This window comes from Peribacillus sp. NJ11, from assembly GCF_030348405.1.
In the GTDB taxonomy this organism is placed as follows: Bacteria; Bacillota; Bacilli; order Bacillales; family DSM-1321; genus Peribacillus.
Map to the genome: position 1 here is coordinate 2689419 of NZ_JAUCFO010000001.1, position 19081 is coordinate 2708499.

Here is a 19081-nt window from a genome sequence, read left to right on the forward strand (position 1 = left end):
GAAAATAAACGGGCCTGCTAAAATTTTTTTAGCGGGCTCAGTTTGTAGACAAAAAGGTTTCAAAATGGTGATTCCGAAACCTTTTTGATTTTTTATTGGATTTGAAGCAGTTATAGAGAATAGTTGACCCATCGCATATCATGTTTTCTTTTGTATCTGCAGCAACTGCTTCTGGTTTTCCAATTTTCTCAATCACTTGTTCAACCAGAGGCTGATATGACTATCATCCGTATTTCCGGGTGTTACTATCGTCCTCAACACAAATCCATAACGGTTTATTGCCGCATGAACCGAATAGGCAAACTTGTTTTTGTCGTTCATCTTTCACATAGTAGCTACTCACAGGATCAGTTGAATTGTCCTTAATCTCCTTGGTTTTCTTCCTTAAATAGACTGTGAGAGTTCCATCTTACTGTTAAAACAAAGTTGACTGGGGCGGGTGTACGAGACTCCTGCGGGAAAAGCGCGTCCAAGGGAGACCCCTCAGGCGCAATGGCGCCGAGGGCGGACCGCCCGCGGAAAGCGAGTGCCCTACGTTCCAATCAACGGCCAAATATTAAAAATCTAAAAAAACAGTAAGCAAACTGAATTATTATCGAGTTTGTCTACGGTCTGGGGTCTGCTAAAATTTTTTAGCGGGCTATTTTTCATTCATTGATCAATCAATTCTGACGGTTTTAAGGCGCTGAATAAACCGGAAAACAGTAATCTGCCTCCCATTTGACCCTTCACTATATCCCTATTACATTTAAAGTTTATCTTTCCTAAAATTCAATTTGGAGTTGCAAAAAAAATTCAAACCATATATACTATGAATCGTGAACTTCTTCAAAAGCGGTTTGCATGATGGCTACTTAAAGGGTTAGGACCTCTTTGGACTAACTTTCCCCCGTGGTAGTTATCAGACTTAATTTTTAATCATGGTAAGGGGGAAGCTTAATATGGAAACAGCTTACACTATGGAAACTATGGGTAGACATGTCATTTCTGAACTTTGGGGTTGTGACTTTGAAAAACTGAACAATATCGATTTAATTGAAAAGATTTTTGTTGATGCTGCTTTGAAATCAGGTGCAGAGGTACGAGAAGTTGCCTTTCACAAGTTTGCTCCACAAGGAGTTAGCGGGGTTGTCATCATTTCTGAATCACACTTAACGATTCACAGTTTTCCAGAACACGGCTATGCTAGCATTGATGTCTATACATGCGGTAACTTGGATCCGAATATTGCGGCAGATTATATTGCAGAAGCTTTGAACGCGCAAACACGTGAAAACATAGAATTACCACGTGGATTAGGTCCTGTACAAATGAAAAAAGCCAATATAAGTGCCCTATAAAAAACACGTATACACAGAGATGCCATGGGTGCATCTCTTTTTTAATTCAGCAATCTTGCTCCAATTTATAGGGTAAGATAACCATGAACACAAAGACTTTGATAAAGGTGCTTCAAGTGCATGACAAAAAGTGCCTACTGCTGGAAGTTACACTTTTTACTTGTACTGGCCGTTCCTTTTAATATAAGATTAAGGTAGAAAAGTAATTCCTTGGGGAACATTTAGATAGGGGAGTCCTACATAAAATACGGAGCTGATAATGATGAAATGCCCATCATGTCAATATAACGGAACAAGAGTGCTCGATTCCAGGCCAGTCGATGAAAGTAAATCGATTCGACGACGCCGTGAATGTGAGGCATGTGGTTTTCGATTCACGACATTTGAAAAGGTGGAGGAAACACCTCTTATTGTAGTGAAAAAGGGCGGGACACGGGAAGAGTTCAGTCGTGATAAAATCCTGCGTGGCTTAATCAGGGCTTGCGAAAAACGTCCGGTTCCCTTGAAAGAACTAGAGCAAATTACCAGTTATGTAGAAAAAGAACTGCGCAATCAGGGCATAGCGGAAGTGAAAAGCGACAGTGTCGGCGAAATGGTGATGGATAAGCTGGCAGAAGTCGATGAGGTGGCCTATGTTCGGTTCGCATCCGTCTATCGGCAATTTAAAGACATCAATGTCTTTATCGATGAATTGAAAGATTTAATAAATAAAGAAAGAAAGTAGAGCTGAAGATTTACTTTGGCTCTTTTTTCACTACATCTTTTGAAAGGTTTGAATGGAGATGTCAATGCATTGGCAAGAATTGCTCCCAGCGGATTCATATTTGGTCTCATCTGCGGGGCTGCTTCATGATTATGATCGGAAAATACTGACCCGACTATATCAACCTCTTATTGGACCTATCTGTATCAGCCTTTATATGACGTTATGGAGTGAGTTGGAGGAAAACAGGCTATGGTCGGAAACCTCCTCACACTATCAATTAATGAATACCATCGGCCTTAAGTTAGGTGATATTTACGAAGCACGGCTTTTACTTGAGGGAATCGGTTTGTTGAATGTATATAAGAAATCGGAGAATGACACGAAGGAATTTATCTATGAGTTAAACCCGCCGCTTTCCCCCCAGCAGTTTTTCACGGATGGAATGCTGAATATCTACTTATACAAAAAGATCGGTAAAGTACAATTCAACCGGTTGAAGAGATTCTTTTGTGATGATCATATTTTAACGGATCAATATGAAAGTGTGACTAAATCTTTTGCGGAGGTATTCTCATCAGATCACTTGGACTCTTTATATGTAACGGATGAAGCGAAAAATGAATGGAAACCGATCCCTGAACAGCAATTCATCGATCGGGCGGATGGCGTCGAACCAACGGGGTTTGACAACTTATTTGATTTTGAACTTTTATTTGCCGGGATGAAATCCTCGATCGTACCGAAAAAGGCCTTTACCCCGAAAATAAAAAGTACGATTGCCAAGCTTGCTTTTTTATATGGCATTGATCCGCTTGAAATGCAAAAACTAGTAATGGATGCCGTTTCATTGGATGATGAGATCGATGAGGAATTGCTTAGGAAGGCGGCAAGGGACTGGTATCAGATCGAACGGCAGGCCGATATGCCTTCCCTTGTCAATCGTGTGCAGCCGATCCGTGAACGGACACAAAAAGAAGAACCGAAAACGCAGGAACAAGAGCTCATCCGTCATTTGGAGACGATTTCTCCAAGAGAGCGGCTGATGCAATTGTCAGGCGGTGCTGAGCCATCAAGCGGTGATTTGAAAGTGGTGGAGGGCGTGATGATCAATCAAAAGCTGAATCCGGGTGTCGTCAATGTCTTGATTGAATATGTCATGCTCAAAACGGATATGAAGTTCACGAAGGGCTATGTGGAAAAGCTGGCAGGCCATTGGGCACGGCTGAAGGTCTCCACGGTCATCGAGGCGATGGAACTGGCTAAAAATGAACACCGGAAATATCAGGACTGGGCTCAGGGAAGCAGGAATGTTGCGAAGGGCGGCCGGAAAAAGACGATACGGGAAGAAGTGGTTCCGGAGTGGCTTGAGAAAAAAGAAGAAGCACAGCAGGAGCAGACTGCGGATCAACCTGAATTGAATGCCCAGAAACGTGAGCTTCAGGAGAAATGGAAGCAGTGGAAAGCTGGAGGTGAAATGAACGATGGAAAAGATTAATAGATCCCTTAATAAATTGGCCAATACAAACCAATTTCAAGAGCGTTATGAAAAGCTGAAGCAGGAGATTTTTGAAGACGAACAGGTGCGGTTATTTTTGAATGCCAACAGTTCGACTGTCACGAAGGAAATGATAGACAAAAACTTGGGGAAGCTTTATGAGTTCACTTCACAAAGCAATAAGTGTGATAAATGTCCAAGCTTGGATGGATGCATCAATATGATGCATGGGTATTATCCTAAATTGGTCGTTCAAGGGAAGGCCTTGAATCTGAATTATGAAATCTGCCCGCGGAAATTCGCAGAGGATGAAAAGCGAAAACGGGAAAAATTGATCCGTAGCCTTTACGTGCCGAAGGATATTTTAAAGGCGACCATCGAGGACTTCACTCAAACGGATGATGAAAACAAACGCTTGGGTGTTTTAAGTAAGGCGATGTCGTTCATTATGGAGTATGAGCCAGGTAAAAGGCAAAAAGGCTTATATATATACGGGAAATTCGGTGTTGGGAAAACCTATTTATTAGGTGCGATTGCCAATGAACTTGCAGAAAGGCAAATTTCCTCCCTTATTGTCTATGTGCCTGACTACTTGAGGGAACTTAAAGGGTCGATAGGTGATAATACGGTCAATGAAAAAATTGAGATGGTGAAAACGGCACCTGTCCTCATGCTGGATGATATTGGAGCGGAGTCCATGACGAGCTGGGGACGCGATGAGGTTTTTGGTCCGATTTTGCAATTTAGGATGCTGGAAAACTTGCCGACGTTTTTCACTTCGAATTTTGACATGAATGGCTTGGAGAATCACCTAACCTTTTCACAGCGTGGTGAGAAGGAAGAAGTGAAGGCGGCCAGGGTACTGGAACGAATTCAATATTTAGCGGAGCCCGTCAAGCTGGATGGCGTGAATCGGAGAAGATAAAGGAAAGTGGTCTCTTAATGGAGGTCACTTTTTTCTTATTACAAGGTCCATCCTACTTCTAAACACGTCCCCATCCCCATATACATGAAAAAAGAAGCAAGGGGGAAGGGGGGATGTCGTAGTGCAAATTTCGTTTCAAAACGATTCAGAGGCTTTGAAATTACTGAATTTCGTTTCTGCCCATCCGCTAGGGGCAGAATTTCAACCATACATTCGATTTCTTCCGCAACAAGGCATGCATGTGGATATGACGGGGTCTTCAGGTGATAAATGGCTAATTCTGCTTCGTGATGCATTTCATTCTTTTTTATTGGAAGAAAAGACGCTTCCTGTTCTGGAGCAAATAATAGTCGGTAAATTTTTTTATAGGGAACGGGAAGAAATTGAAGCCATCACTGAGATTGCTTCATCCATCATTGAAGGGGAACGTGCAAGGAATCAAGAAGAAGTATTCAGTACGGAGAAACGATTGATTGAGGAAGGACTACAAAGCATTTTGGCGGGGAAGGTATCTTTTTCATTCGATTCTTTTACGACCTTCCGTTTAAAATCATTTCAGCACACTTTGGAAAAGTATGTCGTCAAGGCGATTGATGAATACAAGTTGGAACAGGATTATCAAAATTTCATTGCCACTCTCCGTGATTGCCTTCAGGGGCAGGAGTCGAAATTAAGAAAGCTTCACCTCGTCAATCGGGATGGTTTTCACTTCTATGATCAGAAATTCAGCAAGCTCGACCGTCCAAAAATCAATAGTATGATCGACAGGAGGCTTCTTGCCAAAAGTTCACTTTTTCTAGATACGGTGATACTTGCCCCACTTTTATCGATTGCTCCTGAAAACTTGTGTATCTATACCGATGACAAGGAAGAAGGGCTGATCCAGACCATTTCAAGGATTTTCGAAGAACGGGCAACCATCTTGCCACTTTCGTCTTTTTCTAATGCATTTGAATGATCTTTCTTGTAAAAAAGAAAATTAACCTTGATTTTCACAGTATAACAAATTATAATTTCCTACATACTATTAAAAAACAAAAAGTTATGATGAGGACAAGGGTATTCTAGTCGCCGATTATCAGAGAGGGAAGCCAACAGGCTGTAAGCTTCCTATTCGCATGGAACACTTACCACCTTTAAACTTCGGCTCGGAAAGCAAGCATTCTGCGAATATGAGCTGACGGGAAGCTGCCGTTACCAAGTTACAAGTGCCGTTTTGCCGTGAAAAGCAAGATGGAACGAGGGTGGAACCGCGGGTTAATGATATTTATTACTAAGCTCGTCCCTGTTTTATACAGGGGCGGGCTTTTTGTGTTGTAATGGAATCAAAAACCCTTAATTTGTTTGAACAATAAGAAGGAGTGAAACTGTATGTCTGAATTACTGAAAATATCTTTTCCTGACGGAGCGGTCAAGGAGTTTGCTAAAGGCACTACAACTGAAGACATCGCTGCATCCATCAGTCCTGGTTTAAGGAAAAAATCCATTGCCGGAAAATTCAATGGTGAATTATATGATTTGAAACGCCCGATTGAACAAGACGGTACAATCGAAATCGTTACACAGGACGCAGCCGATGCTCTTGAAATATTACGTCACAGTACAGCACACTTGATGGCACAAGCGATCAAACGTTTGTACAAAAATGCTAAATTCGGTGTAGGGCCAGTCATCGAGGGCGGTTTTTACTACGATATTGATCTAGAAGAATCATTGACTCCCGATGACCTTCCATTGATTGAAAAAGAAATGAAGAAAATCGTCAATGAAAACTTGGAAATTTCCCGTATCGAAGTGAGTCGTGATGAGGCCATTTCCCGTTTTAAAGAAATAGGCGACGAGTATAAACTGGAGTTGATCGATGCGATCCCTGCCGATCAGCAAGTAACGCTCTATGAGCAAGGGGAATTCTTTGACCTTTGCCGTGGAATTCACGTTCCATCAACTGGGAAAATCAAAGAATTCAAGCTTTTGAGCATCGCTGGTGCATACTGGAGAGGCGATAGCAAAAACAAAATGCTTCAGCGCATTTATGGTACGGCTTTTTATAAGAAAGAAGATTTATCCGAACACTTACGTTTCCTTGAAGAAGCCAAGGAACGTGACCACCGTAAAATCGGCAAGGAATTGAACTTGTTCATGAGCTCACAAAAAGTGGGGCAAGGGTTGCCGATGTGGTTACCAAAAGGCGCGACAATCCGCCGGACAATCGAAAGGTATATCGTGGATAAAGAAGAACGCCTGGGTTATGACCATGTCTACACACCTGTAATGGGAAGCGTGGACCTTTATAAAACATCTGGACACTGGGATCATTACCAGGACGACATGTTCCCTGTCATGGAGATGGAAAACGAACAGCTTGTCCTGCGTCCGATGAACTGTCCGCATCACATGATGGTATATAAAAACAGTATCCACAGCTACCGCGAACTGCCAATCCGGATTGCCGAGCTTGGCTTGATGCACCGCTATGAAATGTCAGGTGCCCTTTCCGGCCTTCAGCGCGTACGTGGGATGACATTGAATGATGCGCACATATTCGTCCGTCCCGACCAAATCAAAGAAGAGTTCAAGCGTGTTGTTAACCTGGTCCTGGAAGTTTATAAAGATTTCGATATCAAGGATTATTCATTCCGTCTGTCATATCGCGATCCGCAGGATACAGAAAAATACTTTGATGATGATGCCATGTGGGAAAAAGCCCAAAGCATGTTAAAAGGTGCTATGGATGAACTTGGTCTGGATTACTTTGAAGCGGAAGGTGAAGCGGCATTCTACGGTCCTAAGCTTGATGTTCAGGTGCGTACTGCCTTAGGAAAAGATGAAACGCTATCCACTGTTCAGCTTGATTTCTTGCTTCCTGAACGTTTTGATCTTAATTACGTCGGTGAAGACGGCAAGCAGCACCGCCCGGTAGTAATCCACCGCGGGGTCGTTTCCACAATGGAACGTTTTGTCGCTTACTTGATCGAAGAATACAAGGGGGCATTCCCGACTTGGCTGGCACCCATCCAAGCACAAGTGATTCCGGTCTCACCTGAAGTGCACTTGGATTATGCGAAAGAAGTCCAGGAAAAACTTAAAGCGCAAGGCATTCGTGTCGATCTGGATACACGTGACGAGAAGATCGGTTATAAAATCCGTGAAGCGCAAATGCAAAAAATCCCGTACATGCTGGTTGTTGGAGACAATGAAGCCAAAGAAGGCAGCGTGAACGTACGTAAATACGGTGAACAAAAATCGGAAACGATCGCATTTGAAGATTTTGTTTCAGCGATTAAAGCGGAAGTAAGCCGCTAACAGCAATGGAGGGGCACATATTATTGTGTCCCTCTTATTAATTAAGGCATGATAAAATGAAACCATCATGTGAATATATGTACAGCAATGAAAAGGAGGGTCAGCATGAAAAAGAAATTCACTTATCTATTCGGGCCAACATTCCTTGCCATCATCATCTTATTGTTATTGGATGATTATCGGCAATATGCCATTGTCCCGGTCCTGCTTTTTTGGATAGCCCTATTTTCTTGGGACAACATTGAGAAAAAGAAAAAGGCGAAAGAAAACTCTTGATTTTTGATGGCTTCGATCAGTATGGCCTGTAACCAAAGGGGGAGTGGGAGAAATGGAAATTCGAAAGGCTTCAAGGGAAGACACGGGTAAATTGGCAGCTCTATTCAATCATGTTGAAGATTCCGGATATATGCTGTTCAACCCTGGGGAAAGAAAAGCGACGGGGAAGCAAATGGAAAAGCAACTGGAGCAAATCGAAAAAAATCCTCTTTCCGTTTTCCTCGTTGCTGCGAGCGGCCATGATTTGAATGGTTACCTAATATTATTGGGCAATCAATTGGGCCGAACCAGACATTCAGCCAAAATCGTGATCGGGATCGCCGAACAGGATAGAGGAAAAGGCATCGGTACGAAGTTATTTCAGAAAATGGAGGAGCATGCACGGACAAACGAAATCAGGCGCCTGGAATTGTCCGTAATTGCAACCAACGCCCCTGCGCTTTCCTTATATGAAAAGATGGGTTTTGAAAAAGAAGGAATAAAGCGGGAATCGCTGTTTTTTGGTGGAAAGTATCATGATGAATATTTTTTGTCCAAATTACTTTAAAAAAACGTATTGTCAAATAACAGAATGTCTGATAATATTAATTTTGTTGTGAAAAACGAATAAATTAGCATTTGACAAGTCATCAGTGTTTATGATATATTTCTAAAGTGAATTGAATACGTGTTTGAGGAAAAGAAGAAGCACCCGCTTCTCACCTGGTTGACGCAAGCAATGCAGTTAACAGGTCATGATTTGATTATTTGGATCTTTCTGAATGAGTCTATCAGTGTGGGTGCAGCATGCATCCACACTTTTTTATTATGATTATATCCTGTAAGCGAGTTGTGAGCGTGACCGAATTGATTCAAATATTCGTATTCGCCAATATCTTTGGAGGTGGCTAACTATTAGTAAAGACGCGATGGTAAACGAGGGCATCCGAGCCCGTGAAGTTCGTCTTATTGACCAAAACGGAGAACAACTTGGAATTAAAACGAAATTCGAAGCATTGGAAATTGCCGCTCGTGTAAATCTTGATCTAGTTTTAGTTGCTGCAAATGCAAAGCCTCCGGTAGCCCGGATCATGGACTACGGAAAACACCGCTTCGAGCAGCAAAAGAAAGACAAGGAAGCACGTAAAAATCAAAAAGTCATCAGTCTGAAAGAGGTTCGTCTGAGCCCGACGATTGAAGAACATGATTTCAATACGAAGCTTCGCAACGGAATTAAATTCCTTGAAAAAGGCGATAAAGTAAAAGCTTCTATCCGATTCAAAGGACGTGCCATTACGCATAAGGAAATTGGTCAACGTGTACTCGTTCGTTTTTCTGAAGCATGTAAAGAAGTGGCTACAATCGAGCAACACCCAAAAATGGACGGACGCAGCATGTTCATTATCTTAGCACCGAAAAACGAAAAGTAATTGTAAAGTAATTTGTAATGAGGAGGAATACCTTATGCCTAAAATGAAAACTCACCGCGGATCTGCTAAACGTTTCAAAAAGACTGGATCCGGCAAACTTAAGCGTTCTAACGCTTACACAAGCCATTTATTTGCTAACAAATCTACTAAGCAAAAGCGTAAGCTTCGCAAAGCTAGCCTTGTAAGCAAAGGTGACTTCAAACGTATTCGTCATATGCTAGACAACATTAAATAAGTTCGATTTATCGAGTTAAATAGGAGGGAAATAACATGCCACGTGTAAAAGGCGGTACTGTTACTCGCAAACGTCGTAAAAAGGTAATAAAATTAGCTAAAGGTTACTATGGCGCGAAACATATTCTTTTCAAAGTAGCTAACCAACAAGTAATGAAGTCAGGAAACTATGCTTTCCGTGACCGTCGTCAAAAGAAACGTGATTTCCGCAAACTTTGGATCACTCGTATCAACGCTGCAGCACGCATCAACGGTCTTTCTTACAGCCGTTTAATGCATGGTCTAAAGCTTGCTGGTATCGAAGTGAACCGCAAAATGCTTGCTGATCTTGCTGTTGCTGACGAACAAGCTTTTGCTCAATTAGCAACTGCTGCTAAACAACAATTAGACAAATAAGTCTGACTGATATCAGCCACTCTCTTTTCAAGAGGGTGGCTTTTTACATTTAAAGGAGGGAATGAGGATGCAAGGAGTATGGTTCATTGTTGTTTATATGATCATCACGAACATCATGGGATTTGCCATAATGGGAGTCGACAAAAGGAAAGCGCGTAATGGGGAGTACCGAATCAGCGAAAAGACACTTTGGTTTTGGGCGGTCATAGGTGGAGGGACAGGATCCTTTCTGGGGATGAAGCATTTCCGCCATAAGACGAAGCATGGCGCTTTTAAATGGGGCCTGCCTATATTGATGATTCTTCAAATAGGCTTATTGATCAAGATATTCATTCAATGGTAATATGTAGCCCGTATAATGTATATGCTTGTAGAAGCAGCAAAGAGTAGCTGGAGGGAGAGCATGAATGATAAACTGACACTTGTGATGAGCTACATTCAATCCGGAAGCGTGTTTGCACCACTTATCTTTATCACTTTTCATTTATTAAGGCAATTTTTATTCATTCCCGTCATTGTGGTTTGCATGTCTGGCGGAGTATTATTCGGGGCCGCTTTTGGGACCATCTATTCGGTAATCGGTTTGACGTTGTCCAGTATGGCCTTTTATTTCGTGATAGGCAAATTTCCGAAAACAAAGGAAAAGCTGCTGCGGCTTAAGAATAAGTTGTTTGGAAACAGAAAGCTAAACAGCCGGCAAATTGCAGTACTGAGATTAATACCATTCATACATTTTTACTTATTATCGCTTTGCTTATTGGAATCCAATAAAGGGTTGAAAAATTACTTTTATCTATCTTTCATGACTAATATCCCTGTAGCATTCGTATACACGGTTTTTGGCCACTATATTGCCGATTTCAGTCCAACACTGATCGTCATTATTTTATTATCATTAACCTTATTACTATATTTATTGAGAGAGAAGCAGACGGTCGTTCCCTGGAAGGAATTTTTCCGTTCCCATGATTAATATAGAGCCTTGAGTTCATTTTTCTCAAGGCTCTTTGTTGTGTGTGATATTTTTCATTTTTGCAAAAATTCCTTAACCGGGCTTTTCCAATCAATGACGGCATCCGGATATTGTTTTTTTATCGCTTCCTCGATTTTTAAAAAGTCATTTCGCTTCAAGCCTTTCAGGCCCGCAACTTTTTTAGGCCATATGAAGATGGATATGACCTCGAAGGAGCGCTCCGTCGTCCCTAAATACTTTTCCCCTTCAAACATCACCCCGTTGTACGTCAATAAAAAATTCTTTCGTATATTGGCTGTATCGTCGAGCAGAAAGAACTTTTTCTGTTCATGTGCCAGCTCTAATTTTCTTTTCGGGTTAAATAGGTATTTGATGACTGTATATATTAAGAAGATGATAAGAGCCAAAAGAATGAACCGCATGATCAATACCATGGAGCTACCTCCCTAAACAGAGTGATTCCCTTCATTTACGTATGGGTTTTTAATAAGTTTCATTTATTTGATATAATTTAAAGGAAGACGATAGAAAGTAGTGATGAAAATGAACATAGGTAAATTAATGGACATGCAGGCAGCGTTAGATGAGCATATACAATCAAAGCATGATTTGGGTGCTGAAGACTTGGTCGAACGGAAGATACTTGCTCTATTGGTGGAGCTTGGGGAGTTGGCTAATGAAACGAGATGTTTTAAATTTTGGAGTCTCAAAGGCCCCTCTGATAAAGAAACGATTTTGGCTGAATACGTGGATGGGATTCATTTCATTTTGTCACTCGGGATCGAACTGGGATTTGAACCTGAAGTTCCATCCGCCCTCAAGATGCCTCAGGAGGATTTGACGGCTCAATTTACTGCTATTTACGGCTACATCAGTGAATTTCGCACGCAATTGACAGAGTCATCTTTCCAAAAGGTTTTTACTGAGTATTTACATTTAGGGGAGTTGCTTGGATTTTTAGCAGTGGATGTCGAAAAAGCATATGTAAGTAAAAATGAAGTGAACTACGAACGGCAAAAGCAAGGCTACTGATTGTTGATTGTTTATGCAATCGATTTTCTGTATAATTATTCTTGTAATGTAAGTAATAGGGAGGTAGAGGAATGACTCAATTAGACGAAACGTTAAGAATGCTGCGGGACTTAACGGATGCTAAAGGCATTGCAGGAAATGAAAGTGAAGTAAGAAAAGTGATGACCGAATACATAGCACCATTTGCCGATGAAATATCGACAGATGGCCTGGGAAGTTTGATTGCCAAGAAAACGGGTGATGAAAACGGACCGAAAATTGTCGTTACTGGGCATATGGACGAAGTCGGTTTCATGATTACCCAAATTGATGATAAAGGATTTTTGCGTTTTCAGCCGGTAGGGGGCTGGTGGTCACAGGTCATGCTGGCCCAACGTGTGACGATCGTTACAAGTAAAGGGGATGTAACTGGCGTTATCGGTTCCAAGCCGCCACATATCCTGTCAGCGGAGGCGAGGAAAAAGCCGATTGATATTAAGGATATGTATATTGATATTGGTGCAGCAAGCAAAGAAGAGGTTAAGGAATGGGGCGTCAAGCCAGGGGATATGGTCGTGCCATATTTTGAATTCACGGTCATGAATAATGAAAAGATGCTGCTGGCCAAAGCCTGGGACAATCGAATTGGCTGTGCAATCGCCATTGATGTGCTTAAACAGCTGAAAGATAGCGACCATCCTAATGTAGTTTATGGAATTGGCGCGGTGCAGGAAGAGGTCGGGCTGCGTGGCTCTAAAACATCCACATTCAAAATTCAGCCGGATATCGGTTTTGCCGTCGATGTCGGCATAGCTGGTGATACACCGGGGGTATCCGATAAAGAAGCGATGAGTAAGATGGGGGAAGGTCCGCAAATCGTCATATATGATGCGTCGATGGTAGCACATAAGGGATTACGCGATTTCGTTACCGACACGGCTGATGAAATGGAAATTCCTTATCAATATGAATCGATTCCAGGTGGTGGGACAGATGCAGGCTCCATCCATTTAACGGCAAATGGAGTACCTGCCCTGGCGATCACGATTGCAACCCGCTACATTCATTCACATGCAGCAATGCTTCACCGGGACGATTATGAGAATGCTGTTAAGCTTATTGTCGAAGTGATCAAACGCCTCGACCGTGAAGCGGTTGATCGGATCATTTACGAGTGATATAGTGAAAGTTAAAAATGGAGAGGCCTAATTAGGTCCTCTCCATTTTTTCTTTTCCTTATTTCTATTTATCTTCTACGATTATATAGACAGCTCTGATGGGCCCATGGACGCCGACGACAAGGTCCATTTCAATATCGGCGGAATTGCTCGGTCCTGTTATGAAATTAATGCAGGAAGGAACGACTTCGCCACGGGTAACTTTTGAACGGATGGCCGCAGCAGCCTGGGTCATTCGCGGAACGATGGTGCTTTTTGGAATGATGGAAACATGGCAGGAAGGAAGGAAGCTGATGGAACGGCCGTGGTCCTTGTCGCTGAACAAGACGACGGTCGCTGATTCTGCCAATGTCATTTCACTGAATGTGATTCCGATGTTGGCACTCTCGGCTTTCTTGATATTTTCTTTCCCTGCTTGGTAATCCCAAACATGGACATCTTTTTCTTTTAGGATATCATCTAACTGATAGGCAGAAAATCGATCGTCCTTAGGGATGATCAAGGGTCCGTTTCCAAGTTCCTCGATCACCTGTTTTAAACACTGCATCACTTGTTTGGAGTCGGTAAGGTGAAACTGAGTATGTACCCTTTTGCACTGCTCCTCCAATTCCTCGACAAGATCATTTGGTGTCGCATGTTTCAAAACTTCTTTTTGGGGGGCATGCTTCCATACCGGAACGGAAATGCCTTCCTTAATAGGAGCCCTTCCCAGGTTTTTGGCAATATTGTTTAAAAACGTCTCTTCATTGTGGATGGTTCCATTCATGATGGTTTCCCTCCTTTTTCCCGATTTTTGAACCAGTCCCGAAAGCTTTCTTTTTCTGGAGCAGGGAACTCGCGGCTTTCTGTCCAAGTTTTGAGTGGACCAGGTCCCTTTGAAATGAAATCCCCCGTTTTAAAAGGAGACATCGCTGATGGGGCCATTTTGGAACCGAACTTATAAAGCATAGGCGATGCCGCACCGATTCCGAAGGCTTTCATGGCCATCTTTTCTGAAAATGGAGCCATTTTTTCCTTTTCAACGATGACTTCACGATGCTTCCTCAGTAAATCGTGAAGAGGAATCTTTACCGGACAGGCATCTGTACATGCTGCACAAAGAGTTGAGGCATATGGAAGCTCCTTGAAATCATCATACCCTCCGAGCAAGGGGGAAAGCACAGCACCGATTGGTCCCGGATATATTGAACCATATGAATGGCCGCCAACCTGGCGATAGACCGGGCATACATTTATACAGGCAGCACAGCGAATGCATTGAAGAACGGATTGAAACTCAGTTCCCAAAATGGAGGAACGTCCATTATCTACAATCACAAGGTGAAATTCCTCGGGTCCGTCTGCATCGCCTTCATCACGCGGGCCGGTAAGTGCGGTGATGTAACTGGTCAATCTTTGGCCGACAGCGCTTCTTGTCAATAAGCTGACAAGGACTTCGAATTCATCGAATGTAGGCACAAGCCGTTCCATTCCCATCACGGTGATTTGCGTTTTCGGGAGGGCAGTGACCAAATCGGCGTTTCCTTCATTCGTCACCAAACCGATCGAGCCCGTTTCCGCAATTGCAAAATTACAGCCGGTTATGCCCACATCGGCGCTTAAGAAGTCTTTCCGCAGAATGCCCCGGACATGGGCAGTAAGCTCTTCCGGTTTTTCGGTTTGCGTATAGGCGAGCTTCTCTTTAAAAACATCCCTTATCTGTTCTTTATTTTTATGGAGAGCAGGTGCGACGATATGGGAAGGGGGATCATGATCATCCACTTGTAAAATGTATTCACCAAGGTCCGTTTCGACGACATCGAGGCCAACCGCTTCAAGAGTTGCGTTTAAATTGATCTCTTCCGTGACCATCGATTTGGATTTCACGACTTTTTTGGCATTCTTCTTTACAATGACATCCTTGATGTATCCGCTTGCTTCTTCAGCCGTTTCAGCGAAGAAGACATGACCGCCCCTTTTCGAAACATTTTCTGCAAGCTGATGCAAATAGAAATCAAGGTTACTGAGCACATGCTGCCGGATTTCTTCACCAAGGGAACGCCAATCCTCCCAGTTTCCCAATTCATCAACGGCCGTCAGCCGCCGTCCGTGTAATCGTTCCTGGGCACTCGATACTGCCAATCGCATAAAATCATTATGTATTCCTTCATCCACCCGGTCTTTAAACTTGGCAGAGCTGGTTTTCATAGCCATCGTTTTTCCCTCCTCACTTTCTTTAAATACTATTCAGGACTTCCGCAATATGGAGCACTTTCACCGGTTGCCCCTTCCTTTGGATCCGTCCGCCGATATTCATCAAACATCCTGCATCCCCACCAATTAAAAAATCGGCCCCGGTCGCTTCAATATTGCAGACTTTCTCCTCCACCATTTGCCCGGAAATGTCCCCCATCTTAACCGAAAAGGTTCCCCCGAACCCGCAGCAATTCTGAGCACCGGGAAGAGGTGTCATTTCCAGACCCTTAACATGGGTTAACAAAATGGCAGGTGCTTCCTTCACCTTAAGCAGCCGTGTCATATGGCATGAAGTATGATAAGTAGCCTTTCCCTTAAGGGTAGCCCCGACGTCGGTCACTTTTAAGACATCCACGATGAATTGGGTCAATTCATATGTTTTAGCCGCTAATGAAGCTGCTTTCTTTTCCCATTCGGCATCGCCTTTGAAAAGGACCGGATATTCTTTGAACATCGCTGCACAGGAACCGGAAGGGGTTACGATGTATTCAGCATCCGCGAACGTTTTAATCATCTTTTTCATAGCTTCCTTCGAATCCTTCGTATACCCGCTATTATATGCCGGCTGTCCGCAGCATATCTGGGATTCCGGGAAATCAATCTCACAGCCTAATCTCTCGAGCAGCTCCACTGTCGCCTTGCCGACATTGGATTGAAACAAATCAACCAAACAGGTTGCAAAGAGAGTAACTTTCAATCTGAACTCCTCCTTTAACAAAATAGGTTAACAGGTCATCTGATGACTAAAAAATAGAAAAAGGAAATGGTTAAGAGAATATACCAATTTCCAAGATTTTTAAATGAAGTAATCGTTTTCAAAATAATATATCAATTTTATCTTTGTTTGTATAGGGTATTTTTCAAATTTAAAGGAAGATCAACGATTCTTTTGCTGATTCTTTTGGATGACCCGGTTCAGTGATTCCTCGACGCTTTGAAGGTGAAACAGCATGGCATTGCGGGCTCCGGCTTCATCTTGTGCCACGATTGCATCATATATCCGGGCATGCTGCTGGTAAAGCTGCTTAAGTGTCATCTCTTCGGAATAAAGTGCAATCCGCCGGATATCACGCATCTTTTCCGTCATTAACTCTGAAACGTGGTTCATCAATGTTATCAGCAGCTCATTTTGGGAGGCATTTGCCACTGCGACATGGAAGGCGATATCCGCTTTATCACTAAGTTCTTCATCGTAGGATACCTTCTCAATATCAGAAAGCCTTTCTTTGAGTTCGATAAGGTCTTCTTCCGATCTTTTCTTCGCTGCCACCTCTGCCGTGCCGGACTCAAGGATTTTCCGAACTTCCAGCAAATGCTGGATATTGTCTTGATCCATCAAAAGGGCAGCGGACAAGGGATGATTCATGATAGTAGGGTCGAAGGTTTTAACGAATGTTCCTTCCCCTTGTTTTATTTCAATGAGGCCCATTGAACTTAATGCACTTAATGCCTCACGGATGGCCGGGCGCCCAACTTGGAAATTTTCCGCAAGCTGCTGAATGGAATCCAATTGTTCACCTGGTTTCAGGATACCTGACCGAATCATTTCATAAAGTTCATCGCTGACTTCTTCATAAATTTTTTTCGGCTTTATTTTTTTATATACCAAGGGTAGCACCTCTATTTTCTATGAGTTTCTCTGGTTAATATTATATAACACAAATGATCTTTCACACTTCCAGAAGGTTAAAAATCAACAAAAAATAAAAAAAAAATCTTGATTTTATATTTTTAATCATTTAATTTTAATGAATACTCATCAAGTCATCTGATGACTTTGAATATTTAGATATGTAAGGGTTTTCAGTTAGTGGCAGATTTCTGAAATTTTAAAAAAATTTATAGTAAATGGAGTCGAAATGAATGACATGGACACAAAACTTTACGCCGATCAACGATAATTTAGTTTTATCATCTCTTGTCGCACTCATCCCAATTATTTACTTTTTCTGGGCACTTACCATCAAACGGATGAAAGGGTACATTGCTGGTATAACCACGTTGCTTGTAGCTATTGCAGTGGCCGTATTGTTATATGGAATGCCGGCAGGAAAAGCGGTGATGTCTGCTTCACAAGGAGCGGTATATGGGCTGCTCCCAATCGGATGGATAATCATCACTTCAGTATTTTTGTACAAAATGACTGTTAAAAGCGGGCAATTCAATATTATTCGCTCTTCTGTGCTTTCGCTTACCGAAGACCGCCGCCTTCAGGCATTATTGGTGGCATTTTCTTTCGGGGCCTTTTTAGAAGGTGCCGCGGGATTTGGAGCACCGGTCGCCATTTCAGCCGCGCTTTTGGTTGGTCTCGGTTTTAACCCGCTATATGCTGCCGGGATTTGTTTGATCGCGAACACCGCACCGGTAGCATTCGGGGCGGTTGGCATACCGATCATCGCCATGGAAGGCCCAACTGGCATAGCCGCCATGGAGATTTCAAAAATGGTCGGCCGTCAATTGCCATTCCTTTCGGTTTTCATTCCGCTTTATCTCATTTTGATAATGACTGGGTGGAAAAGGTCGCTCGAAGTCTTGCCGGCAATTTTGGTTTCCGGATTTTCCTTTGCCATCACCCAGTACTTAAGCTCAAATTTCCTTGGGCCTGAATTACCGGACATCCTTTCTGCGTTAGTGTCACTATTTGCATTGGCGATCTTCCTTAAATTCTGGAAACCTAAAACGATCTTTCGCTTTGCATCCGAAGAAACGGCAGCAGCTGTCGAACCTTTGGATGATACAGCCGAAGCGGAAACAACGTACACGAAATGGCAGATCTTCCATGCTTGGTCACCATTCCTTCTGTTAACGCTTTTCATATCAATATGGGGGATGAACCCAATTAAGCCTGCGCTCTCCGGACATTATGAAGGCAACAATGTGTTGCTTGGCGGAATCAATGAAATCGGGAAACTATTAACCTTTCAAATCGAAGTGCCAGGTTTGCATAATGAGATAATCGGAAGCAACGGATTGCCGATTGCGGCTTTCTATAAAATAGAACTGCTTGGAGCAGCCGGAACTGCCATTTTACTGGCAGCCATCGTTACGAAGTTCATCGCACATATGTCTGCAAAAGACTTTTTTAGCACCTTTGCGGAAGCGATGAATGAGTTGGCAAAACCAATCTTGATGATTTCATCCGTGGTGGCTTTTGCCTACATAACGAATGCTTCAGGCATGTCGACAACATTAGGGATGACCCTTGCAAAATCGGGGGATTTGTTTCCGTTCTTCGCACCGGTTCTCGGCTGGCTGGGTGTGTTCATTACCGGGTCGGATACATCAGCCAACCTCTTATTTGGCAGTCTTCAGAAAGTTACCGCACTTAAAGTGGGGATGGAGCCGGTCCTGGCGCTTGCGGCGAACTCATCCGGAGGGGTCACCGGAAAGATGATTTCACCACAATCGATAGCGATTGCTTGTGCCGCCGTTGGATTGGCCGGCAGGGAATCAGAATTATTGAGATTCACGCTCAAACATAGTTTATTCTTGTTGCTGCTTGTTTGCGTGATTACCTTCTTGCAAAATGGCGTCCTTTCCTGGATGATTCCATAAGTAGAAAGAGGCTCCCTTTCGAAAGGGAGCCTCGAAGTATTTTCC

At 42.9% G+C, this 19081-nt stretch carries 21 protein-coding genes, 1 pseudogene and 1 other annotated feature; of the genes and pseudogenes, 16 read left to right on the plus strand and 6 right to left on the minus strand.

Features of this window, described 5'->3' with window-relative positions:
- Positions 1-154: 154 nt before the first annotated feature.
- A pseudogene (locus tag QUF86_RS13250) lies at positions 155-385 on the minus strand (IS5/IS1182 family transposase); the annotation flags it as partial.
- Between the two features lie 574 nt (positions 386-959).
- On the opposite strand from QUF86_RS13250, the gene speD reads away from it, so the two are divergent.
- The 13 genes from speD to QUF86_RS13315 all read left to right on the plus strand — a co-directional run bounded on the left by speD (position 960) and on the right by QUF86_RS13315 (position 11057).
- Positions 960-1340 carry an adenosylmethionine decarboxylase gene (speD, locus tag QUF86_RS13255; RefSeq protein ID WP_034311443.1) on the plus strand — a complete coding sequence of 127 codons (381 nt, stop codon included), beginning with the start codon at positions 960-962 and terminating at the stop codon, positions 1338-1340.
- Positions 1341-1602: 262 nt separating this feature from the next.
- Positions 1603-2064, plus strand: coding sequence for a transcriptional regulator NrdR (gene nrdR / locus QUF86_RS13260; RefSeq protein ID WP_063232877.1), 462 nt, complete (start codon positions 1603-1605; stop codon positions 2062-2064).
- 64 nt (positions 2065-2128) lie between these two features.
- Entirely contained in the window at positions 2129-3541 is a 1413-nt protein-coding gene (locus tag QUF86_RS13265) for a replication initiation and membrane attachment family protein (RefSeq protein ID WP_289334600.1), read from the plus strand.
- Positions 3528-4466 carry a primosomal protein DnaI gene (gene dnaI / locus QUF86_RS13270; RefSeq protein WP_289325987.1) on the plus strand — a complete coding sequence of 313 codons (939 nt, stop codon included), beginning with the start codon at positions 3528-3530 and terminating at the stop codon, positions 4464-4466. Before QUF86_RS13265 ends, dnaI begins: the two co-directional genes overlap by 14 nt.
- A gap of 121 nt (positions 4467-4587) precedes the next feature.
- Entirely contained in the window at positions 4588-5424 is an 837-nt protein-coding gene (gene ytxC / locus QUF86_RS13275; RefSeq protein WP_289334602.1) for a sporulation protein YtxC, read from the plus strand.
- Positions 5425-5837: 413 nt separating this feature from the next.
- A complete protein-coding gene (thrS, locus tag QUF86_RS13280) occupies positions 5838-7769 on the plus strand; it encodes a threonine--tRNA ligase (protein ID WP_289315399.1) in 1932 nt (643 codons plus the stop codon).
- Between the two features lie 105 nt (positions 7770-7874).
- Positions 7875-8045 carry a hypothetical protein gene (locus QUF86_RS13285; RefSeq protein ID WP_289315400.1) on the plus strand — a complete coding sequence of 57 codons (171 nt, stop codon included), beginning with the start codon at positions 7875-7877 and terminating at the stop codon, positions 8043-8045.
- A gap of 52 nt (positions 8046-8097) precedes the next feature.
- Positions 8098-8592 (plus strand): GNAT family N-acetyltransferase, encoded by a 495-nt coding sequence (locus QUF86_RS13290; protein WP_289334603.1) that lies wholly within the window; start codon positions 8098-8100, stop codon positions 8590-8592.
- A gap of 126 nt (positions 8593-8718) precedes the next feature.
- Positions 8719-8855: a sequence feature (ribosomal protein L20 leader region), on the plus strand.
- Positions 8856-8953: 98 nt separating this feature from the next.
- On the plus strand, positions 8954-9454 hold the full coding sequence (gene infC / locus QUF86_RS13295) for a translation initiation factor IF-3 (protein ID WP_034309072.1): 501 nt from the start codon (positions 8954-8956) through the stop codon (positions 9452-9454).
- A 34-nt stretch (positions 9455-9488) separates the two neighbouring features.
- Positions 9489-9689 carry a 50S ribosomal protein L35 gene (rpmI, locus tag QUF86_RS13300; protein WP_034309070.1) on the plus strand — a complete coding sequence of 67 codons (201 nt, stop codon included), beginning with the start codon at positions 9489-9491 and terminating at the stop codon, positions 9687-9689.
- Positions 9690-9724: 35 nt separating this feature from the next.
- Positions 9725-10084 (plus strand): 50S ribosomal protein L20, encoded by a 360-nt coding sequence (gene rplT / locus QUF86_RS13305; RefSeq protein ID WP_034309067.1) that lies wholly within the window; start codon positions 9725-9727, stop codon positions 10082-10084.
- A 67-nt stretch (positions 10085-10151) separates the two neighbouring features.
- Positions 10152-10427 (plus strand): DUF1294 domain-containing protein, encoded by a 276-nt coding sequence (locus tag QUF86_RS13310; RefSeq protein ID WP_289325983.1) that lies wholly within the window; start codon positions 10152-10154, stop codon positions 10425-10427.
- Between the two features lie 60 nt (positions 10428-10487).
- Complete coding sequence (locus tag QUF86_RS13315) at positions 10488-11057, plus strand: TVP38/TMEM64 family protein (protein WP_289334604.1); 570 nt, start codon at positions 10488-10490, stop codon at positions 11055-11057.
- A 53-nt stretch (positions 11058-11110) separates the two neighbouring features.
- On the opposite strand, the gene QUF86_RS13320 is transcribed toward QUF86_RS13315, so the two are convergent.
- Positions 11111-11491 (minus strand): sigma-w pathway protein ysdB, encoded by a 381-nt coding sequence (locus QUF86_RS13320; protein ID WP_101222875.1) that lies wholly within the window; start codon positions 11489-11491, stop codon positions 11111-11113.
- Positions 11492-11600: 109 nt separating this feature from the next.
- Between QUF86_RS13320 and QUF86_RS13325 the strand changes: the two genes are divergently transcribed.
- On the plus strand, positions 11601-12089 hold the full coding sequence (locus QUF86_RS13325) for a dUTP diphosphatase (protein WP_289334605.1): 489 nt from the start codon (positions 11601-11603) through the stop codon (positions 12087-12089).
- Between the two features lie 71 nt (positions 12090-12160).
- Entirely contained in the window at positions 12161-13246 is a 1086-nt protein-coding gene (locus QUF86_RS13330) for a M42 family metallopeptidase (protein WP_289334606.1), read from the plus strand.
- A gap of 64 nt (positions 13247-13310) precedes the next feature.
- Here the strand turns inward: QUF86_RS13330 and QUF86_RS13335 are convergent, their stop codons facing one another.
- The 4 genes from QUF86_RS13335 to QUF86_RS13350 form a co-directional block, all read right to left on the minus strand.
- Positions 13311-14015 carry a LutC/YkgG family protein gene (locus tag QUF86_RS13335; protein ID WP_289336226.1) on the minus strand — a complete coding sequence of 235 codons (705 nt, stop codon included), beginning with the start codon at positions 14013-14015 and terminating at the stop codon, positions 13311-13313.
- Entirely contained in the window at positions 14009-15439 is a 1431-nt protein-coding gene (locus QUF86_RS13340; protein ID WP_289334607.1) for a LutB/LldF family L-lactate oxidation iron-sulfur protein, read from the minus strand. Before QUF86_RS13340 ends, QUF86_RS13335 begins: the two co-directional genes overlap by 7 nt.
- Positions 15440-15461: 22 nt before the next feature.
- Positions 15462-16178 (minus strand): (Fe-S)-binding protein, encoded by a 717-nt coding sequence (locus QUF86_RS13345; protein WP_289334608.1) that lies wholly within the window; start codon positions 16176-16178, stop codon positions 15462-15464.
- A gap of 180 nt (positions 16179-16358) precedes the next feature.
- The gene (locus QUF86_RS13350; RefSeq protein ID WP_289334609.1) at positions 16359-17090 is read right to left on the minus strand and encodes a FadR/GntR family transcriptional regulator; all 732 of its coding nucleotides are present in this window, start codon (positions 17088-17090) and stop codon (positions 16359-16361) included.
- A 254-nt stretch (positions 17091-17344) separates the two neighbouring features.
- Between QUF86_RS13350 and QUF86_RS13355 the strand changes: the two genes are divergently transcribed.
- Positions 17345-19036, plus strand: a complete 1692-nt coding sequence (locus tag QUF86_RS13355) for an L-lactate permease (RefSeq protein WP_289334610.1) — start codon at positions 17345-17347, stop codon at positions 19034-19036.
- The last annotated feature ends 45 nt before the right edge of the window (positions 19037-19081 follow it).

What these genes read in the sequence shown, in the direction of transcription:
- speD (WP_034311443.1), top strand. Translation starts at nt 960, where the DNA reads ATGGAAACTATGGGTAGACATGTCATTTCTGAACTTTGGGGTTGTGAC.
- nrdR (WP_063232877.1), top strand. Translation starts at nt 1,603, where the DNA reads ATGAAATGCCCATCATGTCAATATAACGGAACAAGAGTGCTCGATTCC.
- QUF86_RS13265 (WP_289334600.1), top strand. Translation starts at nt 2,129, where the DNA reads ATGCATTGGCAAGAATTGCTCCCAGCGGATTCATATTTGGTCTCATCT.
- dnaI (WP_289325987.1), top strand. Translation starts at nt 3,528, where the DNA reads ATGGAAAAGATTAATAGATCCCTTAATAAATTGGCCAATACAAACCAA.
- thrS (WP_289315399.1), top strand. Translation starts at nt 5,838, where the DNA reads ATGTCTGAATTACTGAAAATATCTTTTCCTGACGGAGCGGTCAAGGAG.
- QUF86_RS13285 (WP_289315400.1), top strand. Translation starts at nt 7,875, where the DNA reads ATGAAAAAGAAATTCACTTATCTATTCGGGCCAACATTCCTTGCCATC.
- QUF86_RS13290 (WP_289334603.1), top strand. Translation starts at nt 8,098, where the DNA reads ATGGAAATTCGAAAGGCTTCAAGGGAAGACACGGGTAAATTGGCAGCT.
- infC (WP_034309072.1), top strand. Translation starts at nt 8,954, where the DNA reads ATGGTAAACGAGGGCATCCGAGCCCGTGAAGTTCGTCTTATTGACCAA.
- rpmI (WP_034309070.1), top strand. Translation starts at nt 9,489, where the DNA reads ATGCCTAAAATGAAAACTCACCGCGGATCTGCTAAACGTTTCAAAAAG.
- rplT (WP_034309067.1), top strand. Translation starts at nt 9,725, where the DNA reads ATGCCACGTGTAAAAGGCGGTACTGTTACTCGCAAACGTCGTAAAAAG.
- QUF86_RS13310 (WP_289325983.1), top strand. Translation starts at nt 10,152, where the DNA reads ATGCAAGGAGTATGGTTCATTGTTGTTTATATGATCATCACGAACATC.
- QUF86_RS13315 (WP_289334604.1), top strand. Translation starts at nt 10,488, where the DNA reads ATGAATGATAAACTGACACTTGTGATGAGCTACATTCAATCCGGAAGC.
- QUF86_RS13320 (WP_101222875.1), bottom strand. Translation starts at nt 11,491, where the DNA reads ATGGTATTGATCATGCGGTTCATTCTTTTGGCTCTTATCATCTTCTTA.
- QUF86_RS13325 (WP_289334605.1), top strand. Translation starts at nt 11,601, where the DNA reads ATGAACATAGGTAAATTAATGGACATGCAGGCAGCGTTAGATGAGCAT.
- QUF86_RS13330 (WP_289334606.1), top strand. Translation starts at nt 12,161, where the DNA reads ATGACTCAATTAGACGAAACGTTAAGAATGCTGCGGGACTTAACGGAT.
- QUF86_RS13340 (WP_289334607.1), bottom strand. Translation starts at nt 15,439, where the DNA reads ATGGCTATGAAAACCAGCTCTGCCAAGTTTAAAGACCGGGTGGATGAA.
- QUF86_RS13355 (WP_289334610.1), top strand. Translation starts at nt 17,345, where the DNA reads ATGACATGGACACAAAACTTTACGCCGATCAACGATAATTTAGTTTTA.